Origin of the sequence: Corallococcus macrosporus DSM 14697 (assembly GCF_002305895.1) — a bacterium.
GTDB lineage: Bacteria > Myxococcota > Myxococcia > Myxococcales > Myxococcaceae > Myxococcus > Myxococcus macrosporus.
In genome coordinates, this window is the sequence record NZ_CP022203.1 from 2,694,777 (window position 1) to 2,711,947 (window position 17,171).

The window sequence follows — 17,171 nt, forward strand, 5'->3', positions numbered from 1 at the left end:
CCCAGGGCCGCGCCCGCGTCTGGCATGATGCGGCCCGAGCGGACCGTCATTCTCGTGGTAGGGGGAAGGGTGTCTGACCTGGCGTCGAGCGCACATGCGGCCGTCTTCGAGCACTCGCGGGACGGGGTGCTCGTGCTGGATGCTGCGCAGCGCATCGTGGAGGTCAACCGCGCCGCGGAGCGAATCTTCGGGCCGCGCGCCGGACTGGTGGGGCAGCCCGTGGGGGCGCTCCTGCCAGGGTGGCGTCCTCCGGAGCCTCGCGCCTCCGCCGATACCGCCTCGCGGGAGACGGAGCTGGCCGGTCAGCGTCCGGGCGGCACCGGCCCCGCGCACTATCTGCGGGTGGTGACATTGCCGGTGTCGGGGACGGGCGCGGAGGGCTGGGTCCTCCAGCTCCACGACATGACGGCCCGCCTCGAAGTGGAAGCCTCCTTGCGGCAGCAGAAGGAGTTCTTCGAAGCGGTGGTCATCAACAGCCCGGTGGCCATCATCACCATCACCCGTCAGTTCCGCGTGTTGTCGTGGAACCCGGAGGCCACGCGCCTCTTCGGGTACTCGCCGGCCGAGGCGCTGGGCAAGCACATCTTCGAGCTGGTGGCCACCGAGCCCACCGTCCTCCCGGAGGCGCAGCAGGCGTCCCGCGAAGTCGTGCAGCGGGGGAAGCTGCGCTCCGTCACCCGGCGGGTCCGCAAGGACGGGAGCGTGGTGGACGTGGAGCTGCGCGCGCTGCCGGTGTCGGTGGGCGGCCGGCAGTTGGGCTTCATCGCCATCTACCACGACATCACCGACCTGGAGCGGGCGCGCAGGGCGGCGGAGGCGGCCAACCAGGCCAAGAGCCTGTTCCTGGCCACCATGAGCCACGAAATCCGCACGCCGATGAACGCCATCATCGGCATGACGGGGCTGCTGCTGGACCGCACGCTGACGGAGGAGCAGCGCGACTTCGTGGCCACCATCCGGCAGAGCAGCGAGGCGCTGCTGACGCTGCTCAACGACGTGCTGGACTTCTCCAAGATTGAGGCCGGCCGCTTCGAGGCGGAGCTGCGCCCCTTCGACCTGCGCCAGTGCGTGGAGTCCGTGCTGGACCTGATGGCCGTGCGCGCCAGCGAGAAGGGCCTGGACCTGGGCTGCGACATGGCGCCGGAGCTGCCGCAGATGCTGGTGGGGGACGCGTCCCGCCTGCGCCAGGTGCTGCTCAACCTGGTGGGCAACGCGCTCAAGTTCACCGAGCACGGCGGCGCCGTGGTGAGCGTGGAGGGCGCGCCGCTGGCCGGCGCGGAGGGCGAGGCGGACTGGGCGCTGACCTTCAGCGTGCAGGACACCGGCCCCGGCATCCCCGAGGACCGGCGCGCGGGCTTGTTCCAGCCGTTCAACCAGCTCGACGCGTCCGTGTCCCGGCGCTTCGGCGGCACGGGGCTGGGGCTGGCCATCTGCAAGCGGCTGGTGGAGGCCATGGGCGGCACCATCTGGGTGGAGAGCGAAGGGGTTCCCGGCCGGGGCACCACCTTCCGCTTCACCCTGCGCGCCCAGGCGGCGCCGCAGGCCTACGCGGTTCAGCCACGGCAGGAGCAGGCGCTGCTCCAAGGCCGGCGCGTGCTCATCGTGGACGACAACGCCCTGTTCCGGCGGCTGCTGGGCCGGCAGCTCCAGGCCTGGGGCCTGCAACCGGCGGAGGCGGCGTCGGGGATGGAGGCGCTGGCCCAGCTCCAGGCGGGGGCCCGCTTCGAGGCGGTGCTCATCGACCACCACATGCCGGGGCTGGATGGCACCGCGCTGGCCGAGCGCATCCGCGAGCGCGAGGAGACGCGCGCCCTGCCCCTGGTGCTGGTGTCGACCCCGGGCCGCCGGGGCAACCCGCCCGAGGGGCTCTTCGCCGGGGTGCTGTCGCGTCCGCTGAAGGACTCGCAGCTCTACGACGCGCTGATGTCGTGCTTCTCGCAGCACATCCCCCAGCTCACGGCGGCCCGGCAGGCGCGGCCCTCGCGCGCGGGGCCCTTCCCGGGGGAGCGGCCGGGGGACACCGTGCCGCTCGACATCCTCCTGGTGGAGGACAACGCGACCAACCAGAAGCTGGCGCTGCTCGTGCTGGAGCGGCTGGGCTACCGCGCCGACGTGGCGTTGAACGGGCGCCAGGCGCTGCAGGCCCTGAACCAGAAGCGCTACGACGTGGTGCTCATGGACCTCCAGATGCCGGAGATGGACGGCCTGGAGGCCACCCGCCGCATCCGCGAGGAGCTGCCGCCCAAGGTGCAGCCCTGGGTCATCGCGATGACGGCCAACGCCATGGACTCCGACCGGGAGCAGTGCTTCTCGGCGGGCATGGACGACTTCCTGGGCAAGCCCATCCGCGTGGAGGCGCTGACGGCCGCGCTGCTGCGCTGTCAAGGCCGGCGCTCGGAGGTCGCGCCGGAGCGGCGTGTCGCGGTGAGCAGCGCGACGGCGGCGCCCCTGGCCCCCGACCTGGACGGCCTGCCGGAGTCCGCGCGCATCCCGGGCCTGGAGCCCGAGGCGCTGGCCCGGCTGTGGGCGGAGCTGGGGGCGCAGGCGGCGCAGATCCTCCCCGAGCTCATCGACACCGCGCTGCACAGCATGCCGGCCCTCCTGGACGACGCGTACTCCGCCCTGGGGCGAGGCCACGCGGATGACCTGGGCCGGGCCGCGCACACGCTCAAGTCGAACGCGGCCTGGTTCGGCGCGAGCGCGCTGGAGGCCCAGGCTCGGCACATCGAGCTGCAGGCGGATGGCGGCGCCCTGGAGGGCATGGCCGAGCGGCTGGACCGGTGCCGCGCGGAGCTGGAGGTGACGCGGCTGCTGCTGGGCCGCCTGCGCGACAGCGTCCTCGCCCTGTCCGGCGGCTGACACGCGGCGGGTGGCGCTACGCGGATTGCGCGACGGCGGGCCACGTCGGCCGTGCCAGCGGCCCCGTCCGGGCGCTATCTCTTCGGGCCCATTCGAGGATGCCTCCGAGGAGACGCAAAGCACATGGCCCGATACGACTTCGACCTGTTCACCATTGGCGGAGGCTCTGGCGGCGTGGCGGCCAGCCGCAGGGCCGGGGCCCACGGCGCCCGGGTGGCGGTGTGTGAGGACCGCGACGTGGGCGGCACCTGTGTCCACCGCGGCTGCGTGCCCAAGAAGCTGCTGGTGTACGGCAGCCACTTCCGGGAGGAGTTCGAGGACGCGGAGGGCTACGGCTGGAGCGTCCAGGCGCCGGTGTTCACCTGGAGCAAGCTGCTGGCCGCCAAGGACAAGGAGCTGGACCGGCTGCGCGGCGTGTACGGCCGGCTGCTGCGGGACTCCGGCGTGACGTTGATGGAGGGGCGCGGCCGGGTGGTGGACGCCCACACGGTGGAGGTGGCCGGCGAGCTGTACACGGCGGAGCGCATCCTGGTCGCCACCGGCTCCCGGCCCTACCTCCCGCCCGACATCACGGGCATCGAGCACGCCATCACCTCGGATGAAGCGCTGTCGTTCCCGGAGCTGCCCAAGCGGCTGGCCATCGTCGGGGCCGGGTACATCGGCGTGGAGCTGGCGGGCGTCTTCCACGGCCTGGGCTCGAAGGTGACGATGCTGATTCGCGGCGCCAGCGTGCTGGGCGGGTTCGACGAGGACGTCCGCTCCTTCCTCACGGAGGAGATGCGCAAGAAGGGCATCGACCTGATGACGGACACCTTCATCCGGGACATCGAGAAGCGGGCCGAGGGTGGGGTGAGCCTGCTGACGGGCGGGGGTGAGACGGTGGAGGCGGACGCGGTGCTCTTCGCCACCGGCCGCGTGCCGAACACCACGGGGCTGGGGCTGGAGGAGGCGGGCGTGGTGCTGGACGGGCGGGGCGCGGTGGTGGTGGACGAGTGGTCCCGCTCGTCCGTGGAGAGCATCTACGCGGTGGGGGACGTCACCGACCGCATCAACCTCACCCCGGTGGCCATCGCGGAGGGGCGGGCCCTGGCGGAGACGCTCTTCAACGACAACCCCACGCAGATGAACCACACCAACGTCCCGTCCGCCGTCTTCAGCCAGCCGCCCGTGGCGTCCGTGGGCCTGACGGAGCTGGAGGCGCGGGAGCGGCACGGGAAGCTGGACATCTACGTCGCCAGCTTCCGCCCCATGAAGCACACGCTGAGCGGCCGCAACGAGCGCACCATGATGAAGGTGGTGGTGGAGCGCGACTCCAATCGCGTGCTCGGCTGCCACATGGTGGGGACGGACGCGCCGGAAATCATCCAGGGCCTGGCCGTGGCGGTGAAGTGCGGCGTCACCAAGAAGCAGCTCGACGCCACCGTGGGCATCCACCCCACCGCGGCCGAGGAGTTCGTCACCCTGCGGGACAAGCGGCCGGACCCCGACGAGCGCCTGGCGGCGGAGCTGGGGCATGATGCGGCGGCGCCCCGGCGCTGAAGCCGCGTCCCGAGGGCGGGTCAGGGCCCCGTCCCTGACGCCGTCCTTGCGCGGCTTCCGGACCGCATCGAGAGGTGACGACGCCATGAGTGATTCTCCAACGGACTCTCCGGCCACGGGCGCCGCGCGCATCCGGGGGCTGGAGCAGGTGGACCGCTTGTCGGTGCCGCTGCCCCACGGCACCGAGGTGACGACGCGCGTGGAGCGCCTGGCCTCGGGCGGCCGGCGCATCCCGCAGGGCGTGGTGGGGCGCGTGGTTCGCGCGCATGACGGCGGCTTCGACGTGCAGATTGTCGGCGTGGGCGAGGTGTGGTTCGCGCGGGACGAGTTGGTGCCGCGGCGCCCGGGACAGGTGCAGTTCGCCCAGCGCCGCGAGGCGGCCTGGAGCGCGCTGACGCCCTGCGTGGTGCTGGAGACGCGCGTGGGCAGCCACGCGTGGGGCCTGGCCGACGAGCGCTCGGACGTGGACGTGCGCGGCGTGTTCGCGCTGCCGCTGCCCTGGACCTTCGGCCTGACGGAGGCGCCAAGGGATTTGGTGAGCGCGGATGGCAGCACCACGTACTGGGAGGTCCAGAAGGCGGTGGAGCAGGCGCTGCGCGCGGACCCGAACACGCTGGAGACGCTCTTCGTCCCGGGCGCGAAGGCGTTGGACCCGGTGGGCGCGTGGCTGCTGGAGGAGCGCGACGCCTTCGTGTCCAAGGCCCTGTTCGGCAGCTTCGGGCGCTATGCCATGAGCCAGCTCGACAAGCTCACGCGCAGTCAGCGGCTGGCGGAGCATCGGGACTTGCTGCTCGAATGGCTGTGCGAGGAGCCCGCGCCGGACCTGGATGAGGTGGCGCGCCGGCTGTCGGCGGTGTCGCCTCGCGAGGCACCGACGGCGCAGGACGCGCTGCTGGCGGCGAAGACGTACGTGAAGCAGCTCTACCGCTCGCTCTGGGACCAGGGGCTGCTGGCGGCCAACGACTTCAAGGCGCTCACCGCCTATGCGCGGAGCGGCGGCCAGCGGCCTCCCTCCGCGCGCGAGCTGCGGCCGAAGAACGCCTACAACCTGCTGCGGCTGGTGGCCACGGCGACGGGCTGGCTGCGCGAGGGGGCGCCTGTCTTCGAGGCCTCCGGTGCGCTGAAGGCGCGGCTGCTGGACATCAAGGCGGGCCGCGTGCCGCTGGAGGACGTGCTGCGGGACGCGGAGGCCCTGGCGCCGGAGCTGGAGGCGGCGCACCGGGAGAGCCGCCTGCCGGAGCACCCGGACTACGCGCGCGCGGACCGGCTGCTGCGGCGCGTGGGCGAGGAGCTGGCGCGGCGCTGGGTGCTGAAGGAGCCCGGGCCGCTGGGACGTGACGCGCCGGAGGCCCCGGCCACCGCGTGGAGGGATTCGGAATGAAGGGCACCTTGACGGAACATCAGCGCGCCATGGCGGACCGGGTGCTGGATGAGGAGTCCCGCCACCGCTCGCACCTGGTCGTGTCGCTCTCGGGCGCGCATGCGTATGGCTTCCCCTCGCCGGACAGCGACCTGGACCTGAAGTCCATCCACGTCGCGCCCACCGCCGCGTTGCTCGCGCTCCAGCCCACGCACGTCCCCACGGAGCGGCTGGAGGTGGTGGAGGGCGTGGAGGTGGACTACTCCTCCAACGAGCTGCTGCCCGTGTTGCAGGGCATCCTGCAAGGCAATGGGAACTACCTGGAGCGCGTGCTGGGGGCCATCCCCCTGCGCGAGTCTCCAGAGCTGGCGTCGCTGCGCCCGCTGGTGCGCGCGGTGCTGTCCCGCCGGATGAACCGCCACTACAACGGCTTCGCCATGGGGCAGTTGCGCGAGTGGGAGAAGAGCGGCTTCCGGTCCGCGAAGCGGCTGCTCTATGTCCTGCGCACCACGCTGACGGGGGCGCATGCGCTGCGGACGGGCGTGGTGGAGACGGACGTCACGGAGTTGCTGGCGCTGTATGGCTTCGCGGACGCGCATGCGCTGGTGGAGCAGAAGCTCCGCGGAGAGAAGAGCGAGCTTCCCGAGGACCTCAGCGCGAAGTGGCGTGGTGAGGTGGCGCGCTCGTTCGAGGTGCTGGAGGCCGCGCGGGCGGACTCCGTGCTCCCCGAAGCTCCCACCGCCGAGGCCGTGGCCGCGCTGGAAGCGTGGATGCTGGACCTCCGCCGGAGGTGTTTCGGCGGGTAGCCTGACGCCGGCAAGGACCCGCGGGGCTCGGAGGACGCGCGTGATGTGCGCCTCCGAGCCCCATCAACGCGCCTACGCGGGTGTCGGTTGCGAAGCGTCAAGCAGGTCCAGGCGCTCGCGCCGGTCCCAGACGATGTGATGGCGCTGCTTGAAGTACCAGACGCGGTGCCATGGAATCTCGCCATCCGGGACGAAGGCGTTGAAGGGCATCTCCTCCAGCGTCTCGCCATGGGCGTCATACCCGATGCTGAACTCGCGGGAGTCGAACCGCTCGTCCCACCGGATGCGGTGGTAGACCTCGCGGCTGGTCGTGAATCGCTCGTGGGACATGGCCGGGCTCGCAGGAAGAAGGGGAGGGAAGCGCCCGCCCTCATTCATGTCACCGGGGCCTGGCGCGTCGCACCTGACGCCCTGCCTGGGGGCCGGCTGACACGTCGCTCCTGGTGCGACATCGTCGCCGCCGTGAGGGGCGCGCCCCTTGAAGTGACGCTGGTGAGTCAGGACGGATTCACGCCCGCCACGAGATAGAAGCGGAACTCCCCCGAGTTGACGCCATAGGCCGCGTCCACGCCCACCAGGGGCAGCACGAGGTTGCGTAGGTACAGGCGCAGCCCGGCGCCCACGCCCTGGGCCACCGTGGCGTTGCCCAGCCCGCCTCGCGCGTCCGGCAGGTAGCTGCGCACCACGCGCCCGCTCACATTCCGCAGCTCCCGGTCCCCCGGCAGCTTGCGCCACATCATCAGCCCCGTGTCGGAGAAGGCCACGCCCCGGAAGGACAGCGGGCTCACCGTGAACAGGGGGAAGTGGTACTCGGCGGTGAAGGACAGGCGCGTGTCGCCGCGGAACTGGCGGTAGACGAAGCCCCGCAGCGAGTTGCCGCCCATCACGAGCTCCTGGTGGAAGGGCAGGTCCACGCCAGCCACCGCCTCGCCGCGCAGCACCAGGTTGTGCTCCCCCACCAGCCGCAGCCCGTGACGGTAGAGCAGCCCGAAGCGCTCGTAGCGGAAGTCACTGCCGACGCCGGGGTTGGAGACTTCATAGGAGGCCTCCAGGTTGAGGCCCTCCATCACCGCGTGCAGGTTCTGCCGCGTGTCGATGCCCACCATCAGCCGCAGGGACGCGTCCTGCTGCGAGGGCCCCAGGGAGAAGGCGGGCGTCGTCACCTCCTCCTGGGCGTCCGGGGACTTCGCGTCAATGGACATCAGCCGGTACTTGGCCGCCGCGCGCACGCGTTCGAACAGCAGGAAGCCCAGCTCCCCGGCGAGGGAGGCGGAGTTCATCCGCGTGCGGCGCACCACCTCCGGGCGCCGCTGACCGGAGCCGGGCTGGTATTCGTCCACCCGGTCGCTGCGCAGCTGACCTTCCAGGCTGAAGCGGAGCTGGGGCAGCCCGAAGAGGTTCGGGTCCAGGAAGCCCGCGAAGAGGCCGCTCTCCGCCGTGCTGACCTGGGCCGCCGTCGCGAACTTCTTGCTGCGGCCGAACAGGTTGTTCTCCGCGTACAGCACGCCGCCGCCCACGTTGTCGGACTGCAGCACGAAGGTGGGCGCCACCACCCAGGACGCCTTGTCCTCCACCTCCAGCACCAGCCGCACCCGGCCTGGCCCCGTCGGCTCGAAGCCGACCTTCACCTCCTGGAACAGGCCCGTGGCGACGAGCCGCCGCTCCACCCTGGCCAGGTCCTCCAGGGTGAGCGGGTCTCCTTCGTCCACGCGCGCATAGGCGCGCACCGTCTCTGGCCGGGTCTTCTCCGGGCCCTTGACGACCACTTCCTCCACCACCGGGTCGGCCTCCGTGACTTGCGCCGTTGCCCGCGGCGCCAGGAGGCTCGACACCAGCGCCGCGCATCCAACCCACACGCGTCTGCTCATCGCTCGTTGCACGTCCGTGAAAGGGGCTGCCGGCCAGCGCCCGCCCGCCGGAATCTACCTCCAGTTTCGTTCCGGGAGGTGCACCTCCCGCTGTGCCCGTCTGCTATGCCTGGGCGCATGGTCTCCTTCATCCGCCAGCTCCGGCGCCGGCGCCTGCTGCGCCGCCCCTTTCCGGAGGCCTGGCTGGGTTACCTCGACGCGCGCGTGCCCTTCTTCCGCACGCTCTCCCCGGAGCTGCGCCAGCCCTTCCTGGACAAGCTGAAGGTGTTCGCCTGGGAGAAGGAGTTCATCGGCGCGGGCGGCCTGGAGGTCACCGACGAGATGCGCGTGGTCATCTCCGCCACCGCGGTGCAGCTCGTGCTGCACCTGGGCCTGTCCTATTACGACCGGCTGCGGGAGGTCATCGTCTATCCCGGCGCCTTCCGCATCCCGGACCGCACCGGCGTGGTGCTGGGGGAGGCGAAGCACTGGGGCTCGGTCATCCTCTCCTGGGAGTCGGTGCTCACCGGCCTGCGCAACCCGGATGACGGCCACGACACCGCCACGCACGAGTTCGCCCACGTCCTGGACCGGGCGGATGGCGCCTTCGACGGCACGCCCAGCCTGCGCGCGTATTCGCACTACCGCGCCTGGAGCGCGGTGATGAGCGAGCACTTCCACAAGCTCCAGCAGGGCCGGCGCCGGGAGCGGCAGGTCCTGGATGACTACGGCGGACTCAACGAGGCCGAGTTCTTCGCGGTGGCCACCGAATCGTTTTTCGAGAAACCCCGGCAAATGCGGGAGAAGACGCCGGAGCTCTACGAGGAGCTGAGGCGCTTCTACGGGTGGGATCCCGCGGCCGGGGCCTGAACGTCCGAGCGTGAATGCCCCGGCTGTGCTACGCGGCGGCCTGGATGTTCATCTCTTGGAGTGGAATCCATGGCCTCAGGCTCCAGCCCGTCCCCATCCATGTTCATCGACCTGGAACGGGAGGCCTGGCGGGCGCTGCGTGCCGCCACGCCCCTGCCGCTGGAGTCCGCGGAGATTGATGGCCTGCGGGGCCTGGGGGAGCACCTGGACCTGGACGAGGTGGTGGATGTCTATCTGCCCTTGTCCCGGCTGTTGAACCTGCAGGTGGCCGCGGCGCAGCGGCTGTGGGCGGAGCAGCAGGCGTTCCTGGGCGGCTCGGCGCGGAAGGTGCCGTACATCATCGCCATCGCCGGGAGCGTGGCGGTGGGCAAGAGCACCACGGCGCGCATCCTCCAGGCGCTGCTGAAGCGGTGGCCGGACCACCCGCGCGTGGAGCTGGTGACGACGGACGGCTTCCTCTTCCCCAACGGCGTCCTCACCGAGCGCGGCCTGATGAAGCGCAAGGGCTTCCCGGAGAGCTATGACAGGCGCGGCCTGGTGCGCTTCCTGGCGGAGCTGAAGGCCGGGCGCGCCGAGGTGTCGGCGCCGGTGTACTCGCACCTCGTCTATGACGTGCTGCCCGGCGAGGCGCAGGTCATCCGCCAGCCCGACATCCTCATCCTGGAGGGGCTCAACGTCCTCCAGGCCGGGGCGCAGGAGGGGAAGCAGATGCCGGCGACGTTCCTCTCCGACTTCTTCGACTTCTCCATCTACGTGGACGCGCACGAGAGCGACATCCGCCGCTGGTACGTGGACCGCTTCCTCAAGCTCCAGCAGACGGCGTTCCGCGACGAGCGCAGCTACTTCCGCCGCTTCTCCGAGCTGAACCACGAGCAGGCGATTCAGCTCGCCGAGTCCGTGTGGGGCGAAATCAACGGGCCCAACCTGGCGCAGAACATCGCGCCCACGCGCTCGCGCGCCCGCCTCATCCTCCTCAAGGGCCCCGACCACAAGGTGAAGCGGGTGCGGCTGCGCAAGCTGTAGGCGCGTCTCAGAAGCGCAGGCGGTAGTGCAGCGCCTTGGGCCGCGTCAGGGCGTCGAAGCCCAGCGCGCTCAGCGTCACGCCGCGCCCGGAGTCCTTCACGCCGCTCCAGGGCAGCGCGGGGTCCAGCGCGTCGCAGCGGTTCATGTAGACGGTGCCCGCCTCCAGCGCGCGCGCCAGCCGGTCCGCGCGCTCCCGGTCGGACGTCCACACGCTCGCGGTGAGGCCCAGCCGCGAGGCGTTCATCAACGCCAGGGCCTCCTCATCCGAGTCGACCGGCGCGACGGGCAGCAGCGGCCCGAAGGACTCCTCGCGCATCAGCCGCGCCTGGGGGCTCACGTCGCGGAGCAGGGTGGGCTCGAAGAAGCGGCCCCGCCCGTCCACCTGCGTGGGGCGGCCCCCGGTGACGAGCCGCGCGCCCAGGCCCGTGGCGTCCTGGACGAAGGCCTCCAGCTCGGCGGGGTGCCAGGGCTGGGCGATGGGGCCCATCGTCGTCGTGTCGGACTCCGGGTCGCCCAGCACGTAGGTGCGGACGAGCGGCTCCGCGGCGGCGATGAAGCGCTCATACAGCGAGCGGTGCACGTACACCCGCTCCACGGCGCAGCAGCTCTGCCCCGCGTTGTACATGGCGCCGTCGACGATGTTCTCCACCGCCTTGTCCAGGTCGCAGTCCGGCGCGACGTAGGCCGGGTCATTGCCGCCCAGCTCCAGGCCGATGTGCAGGAAGCGCTCGCGCGCGGCCGCCTGCATCTTGTGGCCGCCGAGCACCGAGCCGGTGAAGAGCACGTGGTCCACCCGCGCGTCGCCGACGAGCTGCTCCGTGCGCGGGTAGTCCAGGAAGAGGGCCTGCACGGCGCCGTCGGGCGCGCCCGCTTCGGCGAAGGCCCGCGCGAAGTGCCCGCCGCACAGGGGCGTGCGGGGCGAGTGCTTCACGATGACCGCGTTGCCCGCGAGCACCGCTGGCGCGATGGCATTCACCGCGGTGAGCAGCGGGTAGTTCCACGCGGGCAGGTCCAACACCACGCCCAGGGGCTCCTTCGCGATTCTGCGCTCGAAGCCGTCCTTGGGCGGCAGGACGATGTCCGCCAGCGACTCGGCGGCGATGGCGGCCATGTGGCGCAAGCGGCCCGCCATGCCCGCCACCTCGCCCCGGGCCTGCGACAGCGGCTTTCCCATCTGCCGGGTGATGTCCCGCGCGATGGACTCCGTGTCCTTCTCCATCGCCTCGCACGCGCGCAGCACCAGCTTCACGCGGTCCTCCACGCTCAGGGCACGCAGGGCGCGTGACGCGGCGCGGGCGCGCTCCAGCACGGCGTCCAGCGCCTCGGGCGGCGTGGGCTCGACCGACGCGGCGACGTCGCCGGTGAAGGGATTGTCGACGGTGTGAGGGCTCTGGCTCATGGCCTCGGAGGAAAGCCACGGGCGCGCACCGCGTCATGGGCCCGCGAAGGCGCCCGCCACCCGGGCGGCCCTGGCGCGTGCGGTACGCGACAGAAGCCGGCCCGGAAGTGTTGGCGGCCCATCGCCAGCGGGCCCCGCCGCGCTTCAGGCGCCGGGCGGAGCCGCCGTGCAGAGGCGCCCGTCCTCGAGCCCCGCGATGCGCTCGCGCAGCAGGCGCTCCAGCTCCGGCGCGCCTTCTTCCTGGATGAACTCCAGGGCCCGGTGCTCCACCTGCCGCGCTTCCTCGCAGGCGCCGCTGCCGGCCAGGGCCAGGGCCAGCGTGTCGAGGGCGTTGGGGCTCCACGGCGCGAGCGTCACCGCCCAGCGCGCCAGGGGGAGGGCCTCGGCGTTCCGGCCCTGGGTGACGAACATCCAGGCCAGCTCGCGCGCCGCATTGGCGTTGCGCGGGTCGAGCCGCAAGGCCTCGCGGTAGGCGGCCTCGCGCTCCCGCGCCGCGGTGAGCTCGTGCCGCAGCGCCTTGCCCAGCAGCAGCCAGGCCTCGCTCTCGTGGGGATGGGCCGCCACCGCGCTCCGGCCAATGGCCACGTGTTCGGCTTCAGGCGCGCTGCGCAGCTTCGCGGCCAACGCCAGCAGCCCCGTGGGGTTCAAGCGCAGCGCCTCGTCGAGCTCGGTCTTCGCCACCTTCTTGCGGTTGGTGATGAAGGGCTCGCGGTGGGCCAGGTGCGCCCCCAGCGCGGCGAGCCTGGCGCGGACGGCGTGGGACTGGGCGTCGTCGAGGACCTCCTCGATGAAGGCCATTCCGCTGGGAGGCACGGGGACGGTCCGCTCCATGAAACGTCGGCCGCGCAGGTAGGTGTAGAGCAATCCGTCGAGCGAGGGAGAGGTCAGCTCGGGGAGGGCCCGCGTGAGCGCCTGGTCAGGGGCGACGCCCTGGTTGAGCAGCGCCAGGTACTCCGCGAAGGGTTGGGGCCGCTCGTTCAGCAGCCAGTGCACCAGCAGCCAGCTCCCCGCGTAGTTCGCGCCGACCTCCTTGTCCTTCTCACGAGCCTCCAGGGTGCGGTCCCAGTGGAGCACCCGCTGCATCGTCCAGCCTTGCGACAGGCCCCGCTGGACGGCGTTGAGCCAGGAATGCATGAGCGCGATGGCGTGCCGGTGCGGTGCGCCGACCACGGCGCTCCGTCCGTCGTCGGAGAGACGCAGGGTCTCCAGGTACTCGGCGAGCCCCTCGGACAGCCAGCGCGGCTGACGGGTGAGGGGGTAGGCGCTCAGGTAATGGGCCAGCTCATGGTTCAGCGGCGACGACGACGCCAGCTCAAAGCCGTTGAAGGGCTGCCGCCAGGTGTCGGGCCGGCCCGACAGGACGATGAGGGCCTCGTTGTCGGAGCGGAAGAAGAAGGCGCGCACCCGGCGCGGAAAGAGGCCCTCGAACTCGCGCGGGCTCTGGAGCACGTAGACGTCCAGCTTCGTCATCTGCTGGCCCAGGGCCTGCGGCCACATCGCGGTGAGGATGGCGGTCCGCGTCCGCTCCAGGCGCCGCATGGCCACGCGGGCGTCCTCGGCGGGGAGGTCGGTGTGCAGCGTGTAGTGGTCGCTGTCCAGGCGCACCCAGGGCCGGCCACCCTCGCCCGGGCAGGTGGTGAAGCGCGGGCCCACGACGCAAGCGAGCTGGGTGGTGGAGAGCAGGGCGAGCAATGCCCCCATCGCGAGGCCGTGGCGCACGTCGGTTGTCTCCTCGGGGAAGGGTGCGGTTCCTGGCGCACGGCCAGTCTAACGCCGGCCCCTCCACGACATAGCGTCGCATGCGCCCCTCCGCGGGGCGTCAGCGCGGCCCGCGCGCCGGCCGCACCATGTCGATGTGGGGAATGCCATCCTCGTCGTAGACGTCGCCCCGCGCCTGGAAGCCGAAGCCTTCGTAGAAGCGCTGGAGGTAGTGCTGCGCGCCGATGTGGATGGGGGCCTCCGGGTAGAGGCTGTCGAGCCGGGCGATGCCTTGGGCCACCAGCTCGCGCCCCAGCCCCTGCGCGCGCGCCCGCGGCGAGGTCACCACGCGGCCCAGGCTGCTCGCCTGGGGGTACTTCAAGCCGGGAGGCAGCACCCTCAGGTACGCGGCGAGCAGCCGGGCTCCTCGCGGCTCCGTGTAGAGCAGCAGGTGCTCCGCGCCCCGGTCGTATCCGTCCACGTCCTGGTAGATGGAGCGCTGCTCCACCACGAAGACCTCTTGTCGCAAGGCGAGCACGTCGTACAGCTCGTCCAGCGACAGCGCCTGGAATGACTTCCACTGCCAGCTTCGCATGAGGTGGGCGTCTAGCATGGGTAAGCGGCCGGGGCCTTCCTCGGCGGACGCGTGGCGCATTCACCCTGCTTCATTGGTACTTTCGGCGCCGTGATGCGCAGCCGTACTCGCCGCGTGGTGGCCGTGAGCCTGGCTTCGCTGCTCGCCGCGGGGCTCGCGGAGCTCGCCCACCTGCCTGCCGGAGCGCTGCTGGGCTCGATGCTGGTGTCCATTGCCGCTTCGCTGACGCTGTCCGTGCATGCCCCGCTCCCGCGCGGGGGGCTGCTGGTGGCGCAGTCGGTGCTGGGCGGCGCGCTGTGTTCGTCCTTCACGCCGGAGGCCTGGAGCGCGCTCGCGGACAACTGGGCCGTGTCGCTGGCCGCGGTGGTGGGGGTGGTGGCCGTGGCGCAGGGCGTGGCGCTGGTGTGCGCGAGGCTGGGGCACCTGGACCCGCGCACCGCCACCCTGGGGCTGATGCCAGGCGGCGCGTCCGCCATGGTGGCGCTGAGCGACGAGCTGGGCGCGGACGCTCGGCTGGTGACGCTCTTCCAGTATGTGCGCCTGTGCATCGTGATTCTCGTGGCCGTGGCGGTGGGACGTTGGGCGGGGGACACGCCGGAGGTGGCCGTGGCTCGCGCGGCGGACCTGCCTGGCTCGCCGTCGCCGCTGTGGGCGTGGCTGACGACGGCGGCGGTGTCCGCCGTGGGCGGTGTCCTGGGGCACTACCTGAAGCTGCCGGCCGGGGCCTTCCTGGGGCCCGTGTTGCTGGGCATCCCGCTCACGGCCATGGGCCTGCCCGTGGGGGCGTGGCCTCCGGGTGTCCTCGCGCTGGGGTTGTGGGCGCTGGGCGTGCGCGTGGGCAGCCAGTTCGATGCGTCGGCGGCGCGGGAGCTGAAGCGGGTCGCCCACGTCGCGCTCGCGGCGTCGGTGGCGATGGTGTTGGGGTGCCTGCTGCTGGCCTGGGGCTGGTCCGCCGCCGCGGGCGTGGACCTCATCACCACCTACTTCGCGACCTCGCCCGGTGGCGCCGACTCCGTCCTGGCCATCGCGTTGGGCACGCGTGCCACCCTGTCCGTCGTCCTGGCGGTCCAGGTGGGGCGGGTGTTGTTGATCTTCCTGGTCGCGCCGACGCTCCTTCGCAGGCTGTCGCCGTCCCGGGACGCTTGAGCACGCCGCTGGCCGGGGAGCAGGCGGCCAGACGTGAGCGCACGGAGGCAGGTGTGCGCCCGCGAGGTCCCTGTCGAAGGCGGACGTCCGGCGCGGCCAGGGACGCGCGGTTAGTATGTAGGCCGCGATGACTGCCCCGCCTGACGCCCTGCCTGCCGCGAGCCTCACCCCGAGCGTGGAGGCGCTGGTCTCATTGCTCAAGCGCCGCAGCACGGTGGTGCTCACCGGAGCGGGGTGCAGCACGGAGTCAGGCATCCCCGACTACCGGGGGCCCGGGACTCGGGCGCGGGCGCGCAACCCCATCCAGCACCGCGAGTTCCTCACGCGGCCCGAGGTCCGGGCGCGCTACTGGGCGCGCAGCCTGATGGGCTGGCCGCGATTCTCCTCGGCCCGGCCCAACGCGGCGCACGCGGCGCTGGCGACGCTGGAGCAGGCGGGCCATGTCCGGGGCCTCATCACCCAGAACGTGGACCGGCTGCACCATGCCGCGGGCAGCTCGCGGGTGATTGAGCTGCACGGCGCGCTGGCGCGGGTCCGCTGCCTGGCGTGCGGCGCGCAGGAGTCGCGCGAGGCGTTGCAGGCGCGCCTGCTGGCGCTCAACCCGGGCTTCTCCCACGAGGTGCTGGCGTTGCGGCCGGACGGCGACGCGGACCTGACCTCCGAGCAGCTCTCCTCCTTTCAGGTCCCCGCGTGCCTGGCGTGTGGTGGCACGCTCAAGCCGGACGTCGTCTTCTTCGGAGACAACGTGCCGGTGCCCACCGTGGAGTCGGCGTTCGCCCTGCTGGAGGAGGGCGACGCGCTGCTGGTGGTGGGCTCCTCGCTGGCCATCTTCTCCGGCTATCGCTTCCTGGTGCGCGCGTCGGAGCGCCGCATGCCCATCGCCATCCTCAACCTGGGGGAGTGCCGGGGCGTGGAGCTGGCGGACGTACACCTGGAGGCCCGGGCGGGGGATGCGCTCCCCCGGCTCGCGGCGGCGCTGGCCCTGCGCTGACGGGAGGCGGGGCGGCCCGTCACTTCACGTCGTAGACCTTGCGGACCGGTGTCCCGCCGCGCTCGATGTCGAGCTCGAGGTGCGGCGAGCCCCGCAGGAGCGCGAAGGCCTCCAGGGCTCTTTCAGGCGTTTCGAGCGAGACGCCATTGATGCGCCGGAGCACGTCACCGGACTGGAGGCCGAGCTGCTCGTAGAGCGAGCCCTTCCTGACGGAGAAGACCTTGAAGCCCTGGGGCTTGCCGTCGCGGAAGGCCGGCACCACGCGGGCCTGGGTGAGCAGCCCGTCCATGTTGGCGAGCGCGTCCTCGATGGTGTTTCGGGACACTTCGTAGGCGTGCTCGCCCACCGCGCGGATGCCGGTATTCGTGGGGACCGCGTTCGCCAGGACGGGCGCGGGGGGAACGCCTCCCTCGTTGTCGGCGTGGATGAACTCCTCGCGGCCGTTGATGGAGAAGGTGATGCGCTCCCGCTCGATGGTGACGATGCGCGCGCCCAGCAGTTCGTCGCCGGTCATCACGCTCCGGATGCGTTTCGACTCCAGGTCCTCGACCGAGGCGAGCGACCACTTCGAGTCGTTCGCCACCAACGTGCCGAGCAGCTTCACGCGCAGGGAGGTGTTCAGCGAGGCCGCGCTGGAGCCCGGGGCTTCTTGCTTCGGTGCGTCGAGCGACAGTCCCGTGAGCTTCGCCAGTCGCGTGTCACTCAAGCCCGCAGGGGACCGCGCCTCCGGCCCCCGCCGTGCGGTGGGGGCGTCCTTCGAGTCTCCCGGGGACGGGGTGATTGCGGACTCCACGAGCAGGTGGGTCGTGCTCGCGAGCACCAGCATCGCGAGCGCGATGAACGTCGTGGTGACGAGCCAGAAATACTTCCGGAGAAAAGGAGCCATGGCCGCGTGCCTCTTCGTGCAGGAGTGACACGCGGCCCTTGAGCAAGCCTGGGGCCAGGGCGTTCCTGGGCACGCCGTCACTCTGCGTGTCAGCTCCACCGTGGCGGCGCCCTGGCCATTCCTGTCACGGAGGCGCGATGGTCCCGTGACAG

The 17,171-nt window shown here is 71.8% G+C and carries 14 protein-coding genes; 8 read left to right on the forward strand and 6 right to left on the reverse strand.

The window, feature by feature from the left end; all coding sequences use genetic code 11:
• Positions 1-24: 24 nt before the first annotated feature.
• The 4 genes from MYMAC_RS11485 to MYMAC_RS11500 all read left to right on the forward strand — a co-directional run bounded on the left by MYMAC_RS11485 (position 25) and on the right by MYMAC_RS11500 (position 6,564).
• Entirely contained in the window at positions 25-2,859 is a 2,835-nt protein-coding gene (locus MYMAC_RS11485) for a hybrid sensor histidine kinase/response regulator (RefSeq protein ID WP_095958124.1), read from the forward strand.
• A gap of 123 nt (positions 2,860-2,982) precedes the next feature.
• The gene (gene gor, locus MYMAC_RS11490) at positions 2,983-4,398 is read left to right on the forward strand and encodes a glutathione-disulfide reductase (protein WP_095958125.1); all 1,416 of its coding nucleotides are present in this window, start codon (positions 2,983-2,985) and stop codon (positions 4,396-4,398) included.
• Between the two features lie 85 nt (positions 4,399-4,483).
• Positions 4,484-5,779: a DNA polymerase beta superfamily protein gene (locus MYMAC_RS11495; RefSeq protein ID WP_095958126.1), complete on the forward strand. Its 1,296-nt coding sequence runs from the start codon at positions 4,484-4,486 to the stop codon at positions 5,777-5,779.
• Entirely contained in the window at positions 5,776-6,564 is a 789-nt protein-coding gene (locus MYMAC_RS11500; RefSeq protein ID WP_170114729.1) for a nucleotidyltransferase domain-containing protein, read from the forward strand. The genes MYMAC_RS11495 and MYMAC_RS11500 overlap by 4 nt, the downstream gene beginning before the upstream one ends.
• A 72-nt stretch (positions 6,565-6,636) precedes the next feature.
• On the opposite strand, the gene MYMAC_RS11505 is transcribed toward MYMAC_RS11500, so the two are convergent.
• Positions 6,637-6,894, reverse strand: coding sequence for a DUF504 domain-containing protein (locus MYMAC_RS11505; RefSeq protein ID WP_095958127.1), 258 nt, complete (start codon positions 6,892-6,894; stop codon positions 6,637-6,639).
• A gap of 167 nt (positions 6,895-7,061) precedes the next feature.
• Positions 7,062-8,396 carry a BamA/TamA family outer membrane protein gene (locus MYMAC_RS11510; RefSeq protein ID WP_095958128.1) on the reverse strand — a complete coding sequence of 445 codons (1,335 nt, stop codon included), beginning with the start codon at positions 8,394-8,396 and terminating at the stop codon, positions 7,062-7,064.
• A gap of 153 nt (positions 8,397-8,549) precedes the next feature.
• Between MYMAC_RS11510 and MYMAC_RS11515 the strand changes: the two genes are divergently transcribed.
• Complete coding sequence (locus MYMAC_RS11515) at positions 8,550-9,281, forward strand: M90 family metallopeptidase (RefSeq protein WP_204817522.1); 732 nt, start codon at positions 8,550-8,552, stop codon at positions 9,279-9,281.
• A gap of 69 nt (positions 9,282-9,350) precedes the next feature.
• Positions 9,351-10,304 carry a type I pantothenate kinase gene (gene coaA, locus MYMAC_RS11520; protein ID WP_095958130.1) on the forward strand — a complete coding sequence of 318 codons (954 nt, stop codon included), beginning with the start codon at positions 9,351-9,353 and terminating at the stop codon, positions 10,302-10,304.
• A 7-nt stretch (positions 10,305-10,311) separates the two neighbouring features.
• Here the strand turns inward: coaA and MYMAC_RS11525 are convergent, their stop codons facing one another.
• The 3 genes from MYMAC_RS11525 to MYMAC_RS11535 all read right to left on the reverse strand — a co-directional run bounded on the left by MYMAC_RS11525 (position 10,312) and on the right by MYMAC_RS11535 (position 13,996).
• Positions 10,312-11,703: an aldehyde dehydrogenase family protein gene (locus MYMAC_RS11525; protein WP_095958131.1), complete on the reverse strand. Its 1,392-nt coding sequence runs from the start codon at positions 11,701-11,703 to the stop codon at positions 10,312-10,314.
• A gap of 144 nt (positions 11,704-11,847) precedes the next feature.
• Positions 11,848-13,422, reverse strand: coding sequence for a DUF1570 domain-containing protein (locus tag MYMAC_RS11530; RefSeq protein ID WP_095958132.1), 1,575 nt, complete (start codon positions 13,420-13,422; stop codon positions 11,848-11,850).
• A gap of 100 nt (positions 13,423-13,522) precedes the next feature.
• The gene (locus MYMAC_RS11535; RefSeq protein WP_043712988.1) at positions 13,523-13,996 is read right to left on the reverse strand and encodes a GNAT family N-acetyltransferase; all 474 of its coding nucleotides are present in this window, start codon (positions 13,994-13,996) and stop codon (positions 13,523-13,525) included.
• Between the two features lie 93 nt (positions 13,997-14,089).
• On the opposite strand from MYMAC_RS11535, the gene MYMAC_RS11540 reads away from it, so the two are divergent.
• Together MYMAC_RS11540 and MYMAC_RS11545 are read left to right on the forward strand one after the other, a co-directional pair.
• Positions 14,090-15,142 carry an AbrB family transcriptional regulator gene (locus MYMAC_RS11540; protein WP_095961564.1) on the forward strand — a complete coding sequence of 351 codons (1,053 nt, stop codon included), beginning with the start codon at positions 14,090-14,092 and terminating at the stop codon, positions 15,140-15,142.
• 127 nt (positions 15,143-15,269) lie between these two features.
• The gene (locus MYMAC_RS11545) at positions 15,270-16,133 is read left to right on the forward strand and encodes an NAD-dependent protein deacetylase (protein ID WP_095958133.1); all 864 of its coding nucleotides are present in this window, start codon (positions 15,270-15,272) and stop codon (positions 16,131-16,133) included.
• 19 nt (positions 16,134-16,152) lie between these two features.
• On the opposite strand, the gene gspC is transcribed toward MYMAC_RS11545, so the two are convergent.
• Positions 16,153-17,019, reverse strand: a complete 867-nt coding sequence (gspC, locus tag MYMAC_RS11550) for a type II secretion system protein GspC (RefSeq protein WP_095958134.1) — start codon at positions 17,017-17,019, stop codon at positions 16,153-16,155.
• Positions 17,020-17,171 lie beyond the last annotated feature (152 nt).

Excerpts from the sequence above, each read along its gene's own strand:
- gor (WP_095958125.1), top strand. The coding sequence starts at position 2,983 with ATGGCCCGATACGACTTCGACCTGTTCACCATTGGCGGAGGCTCTGGC.
- MYMAC_RS11500 (WP_170114729.1), top strand. The coding sequence starts at position 5,776 with ATGAAGGGCACCTTGACGGAACATCAGCGCGCCATGGCGGACCGGGTG.
- MYMAC_RS11485 (WP_095958124.1), top strand. The coding sequence starts at position 25 with ATGATGCGGCCCGAGCGGACCGTCATTCTCGTGGTAGGGGGAAGGGTG.
- MYMAC_RS11535 (WP_043712988.1), bottom strand. The coding sequence starts at position 13,996 with ATGCGAAGCTGGCAGTGGAAGTCATTCCAGGCGCTGTCGCTGGACGAG.
- MYMAC_RS11495 (WP_095958126.1), top strand. The coding sequence starts at position 4,484 with ATGAGTGATTCTCCAACGGACTCTCCGGCCACGGGCGCCGCGCGCATC.
- MYMAC_RS11540 (WP_095961564.1), top strand. The coding sequence starts at position 14,090 with ATGCGCAGCCGTACTCGCCGCGTGGTGGCCGTGAGCCTGGCTTCGCTG.
- MYMAC_RS11505 (WP_095958127.1), bottom strand. The coding sequence starts at position 6,894 with ATGTCCCACGAGCGATTCACGACCAGCCGCGAGGTCTACCACCGCATC.
- gspC (WP_095958134.1), bottom strand. The coding sequence starts at position 17,019 with ATGGCTCCTTTTCTCCGGAAGTATTTCTGGCTCGTCACCACGACGTTC.
- coaA (WP_095958130.1), top strand. The coding sequence starts at position 9,351 with ATGGCCTCAGGCTCCAGCCCGTCCCCATCCATGTTCATCGACCTGGAA.
- MYMAC_RS11525 (WP_095958131.1), bottom strand. The coding sequence starts at position 11,703 with ATGAGCCAGAGCCCTCACACCGTCGACAATCCCTTCACCGGCGACGTC.
- MYMAC_RS11545 (WP_095958133.1), top strand. The coding sequence starts at position 15,270 with ATGACTGCCCCGCCTGACGCCCTGCCTGCCGCGAGCCTCACCCCGAGC.
- MYMAC_RS11515 (WP_204817522.1), top strand. The coding sequence starts at position 8,550 with ATGGTCTCCTTCATCCGCCAGCTCCGGCGCCGGCGCCTGCTGCGCCGC.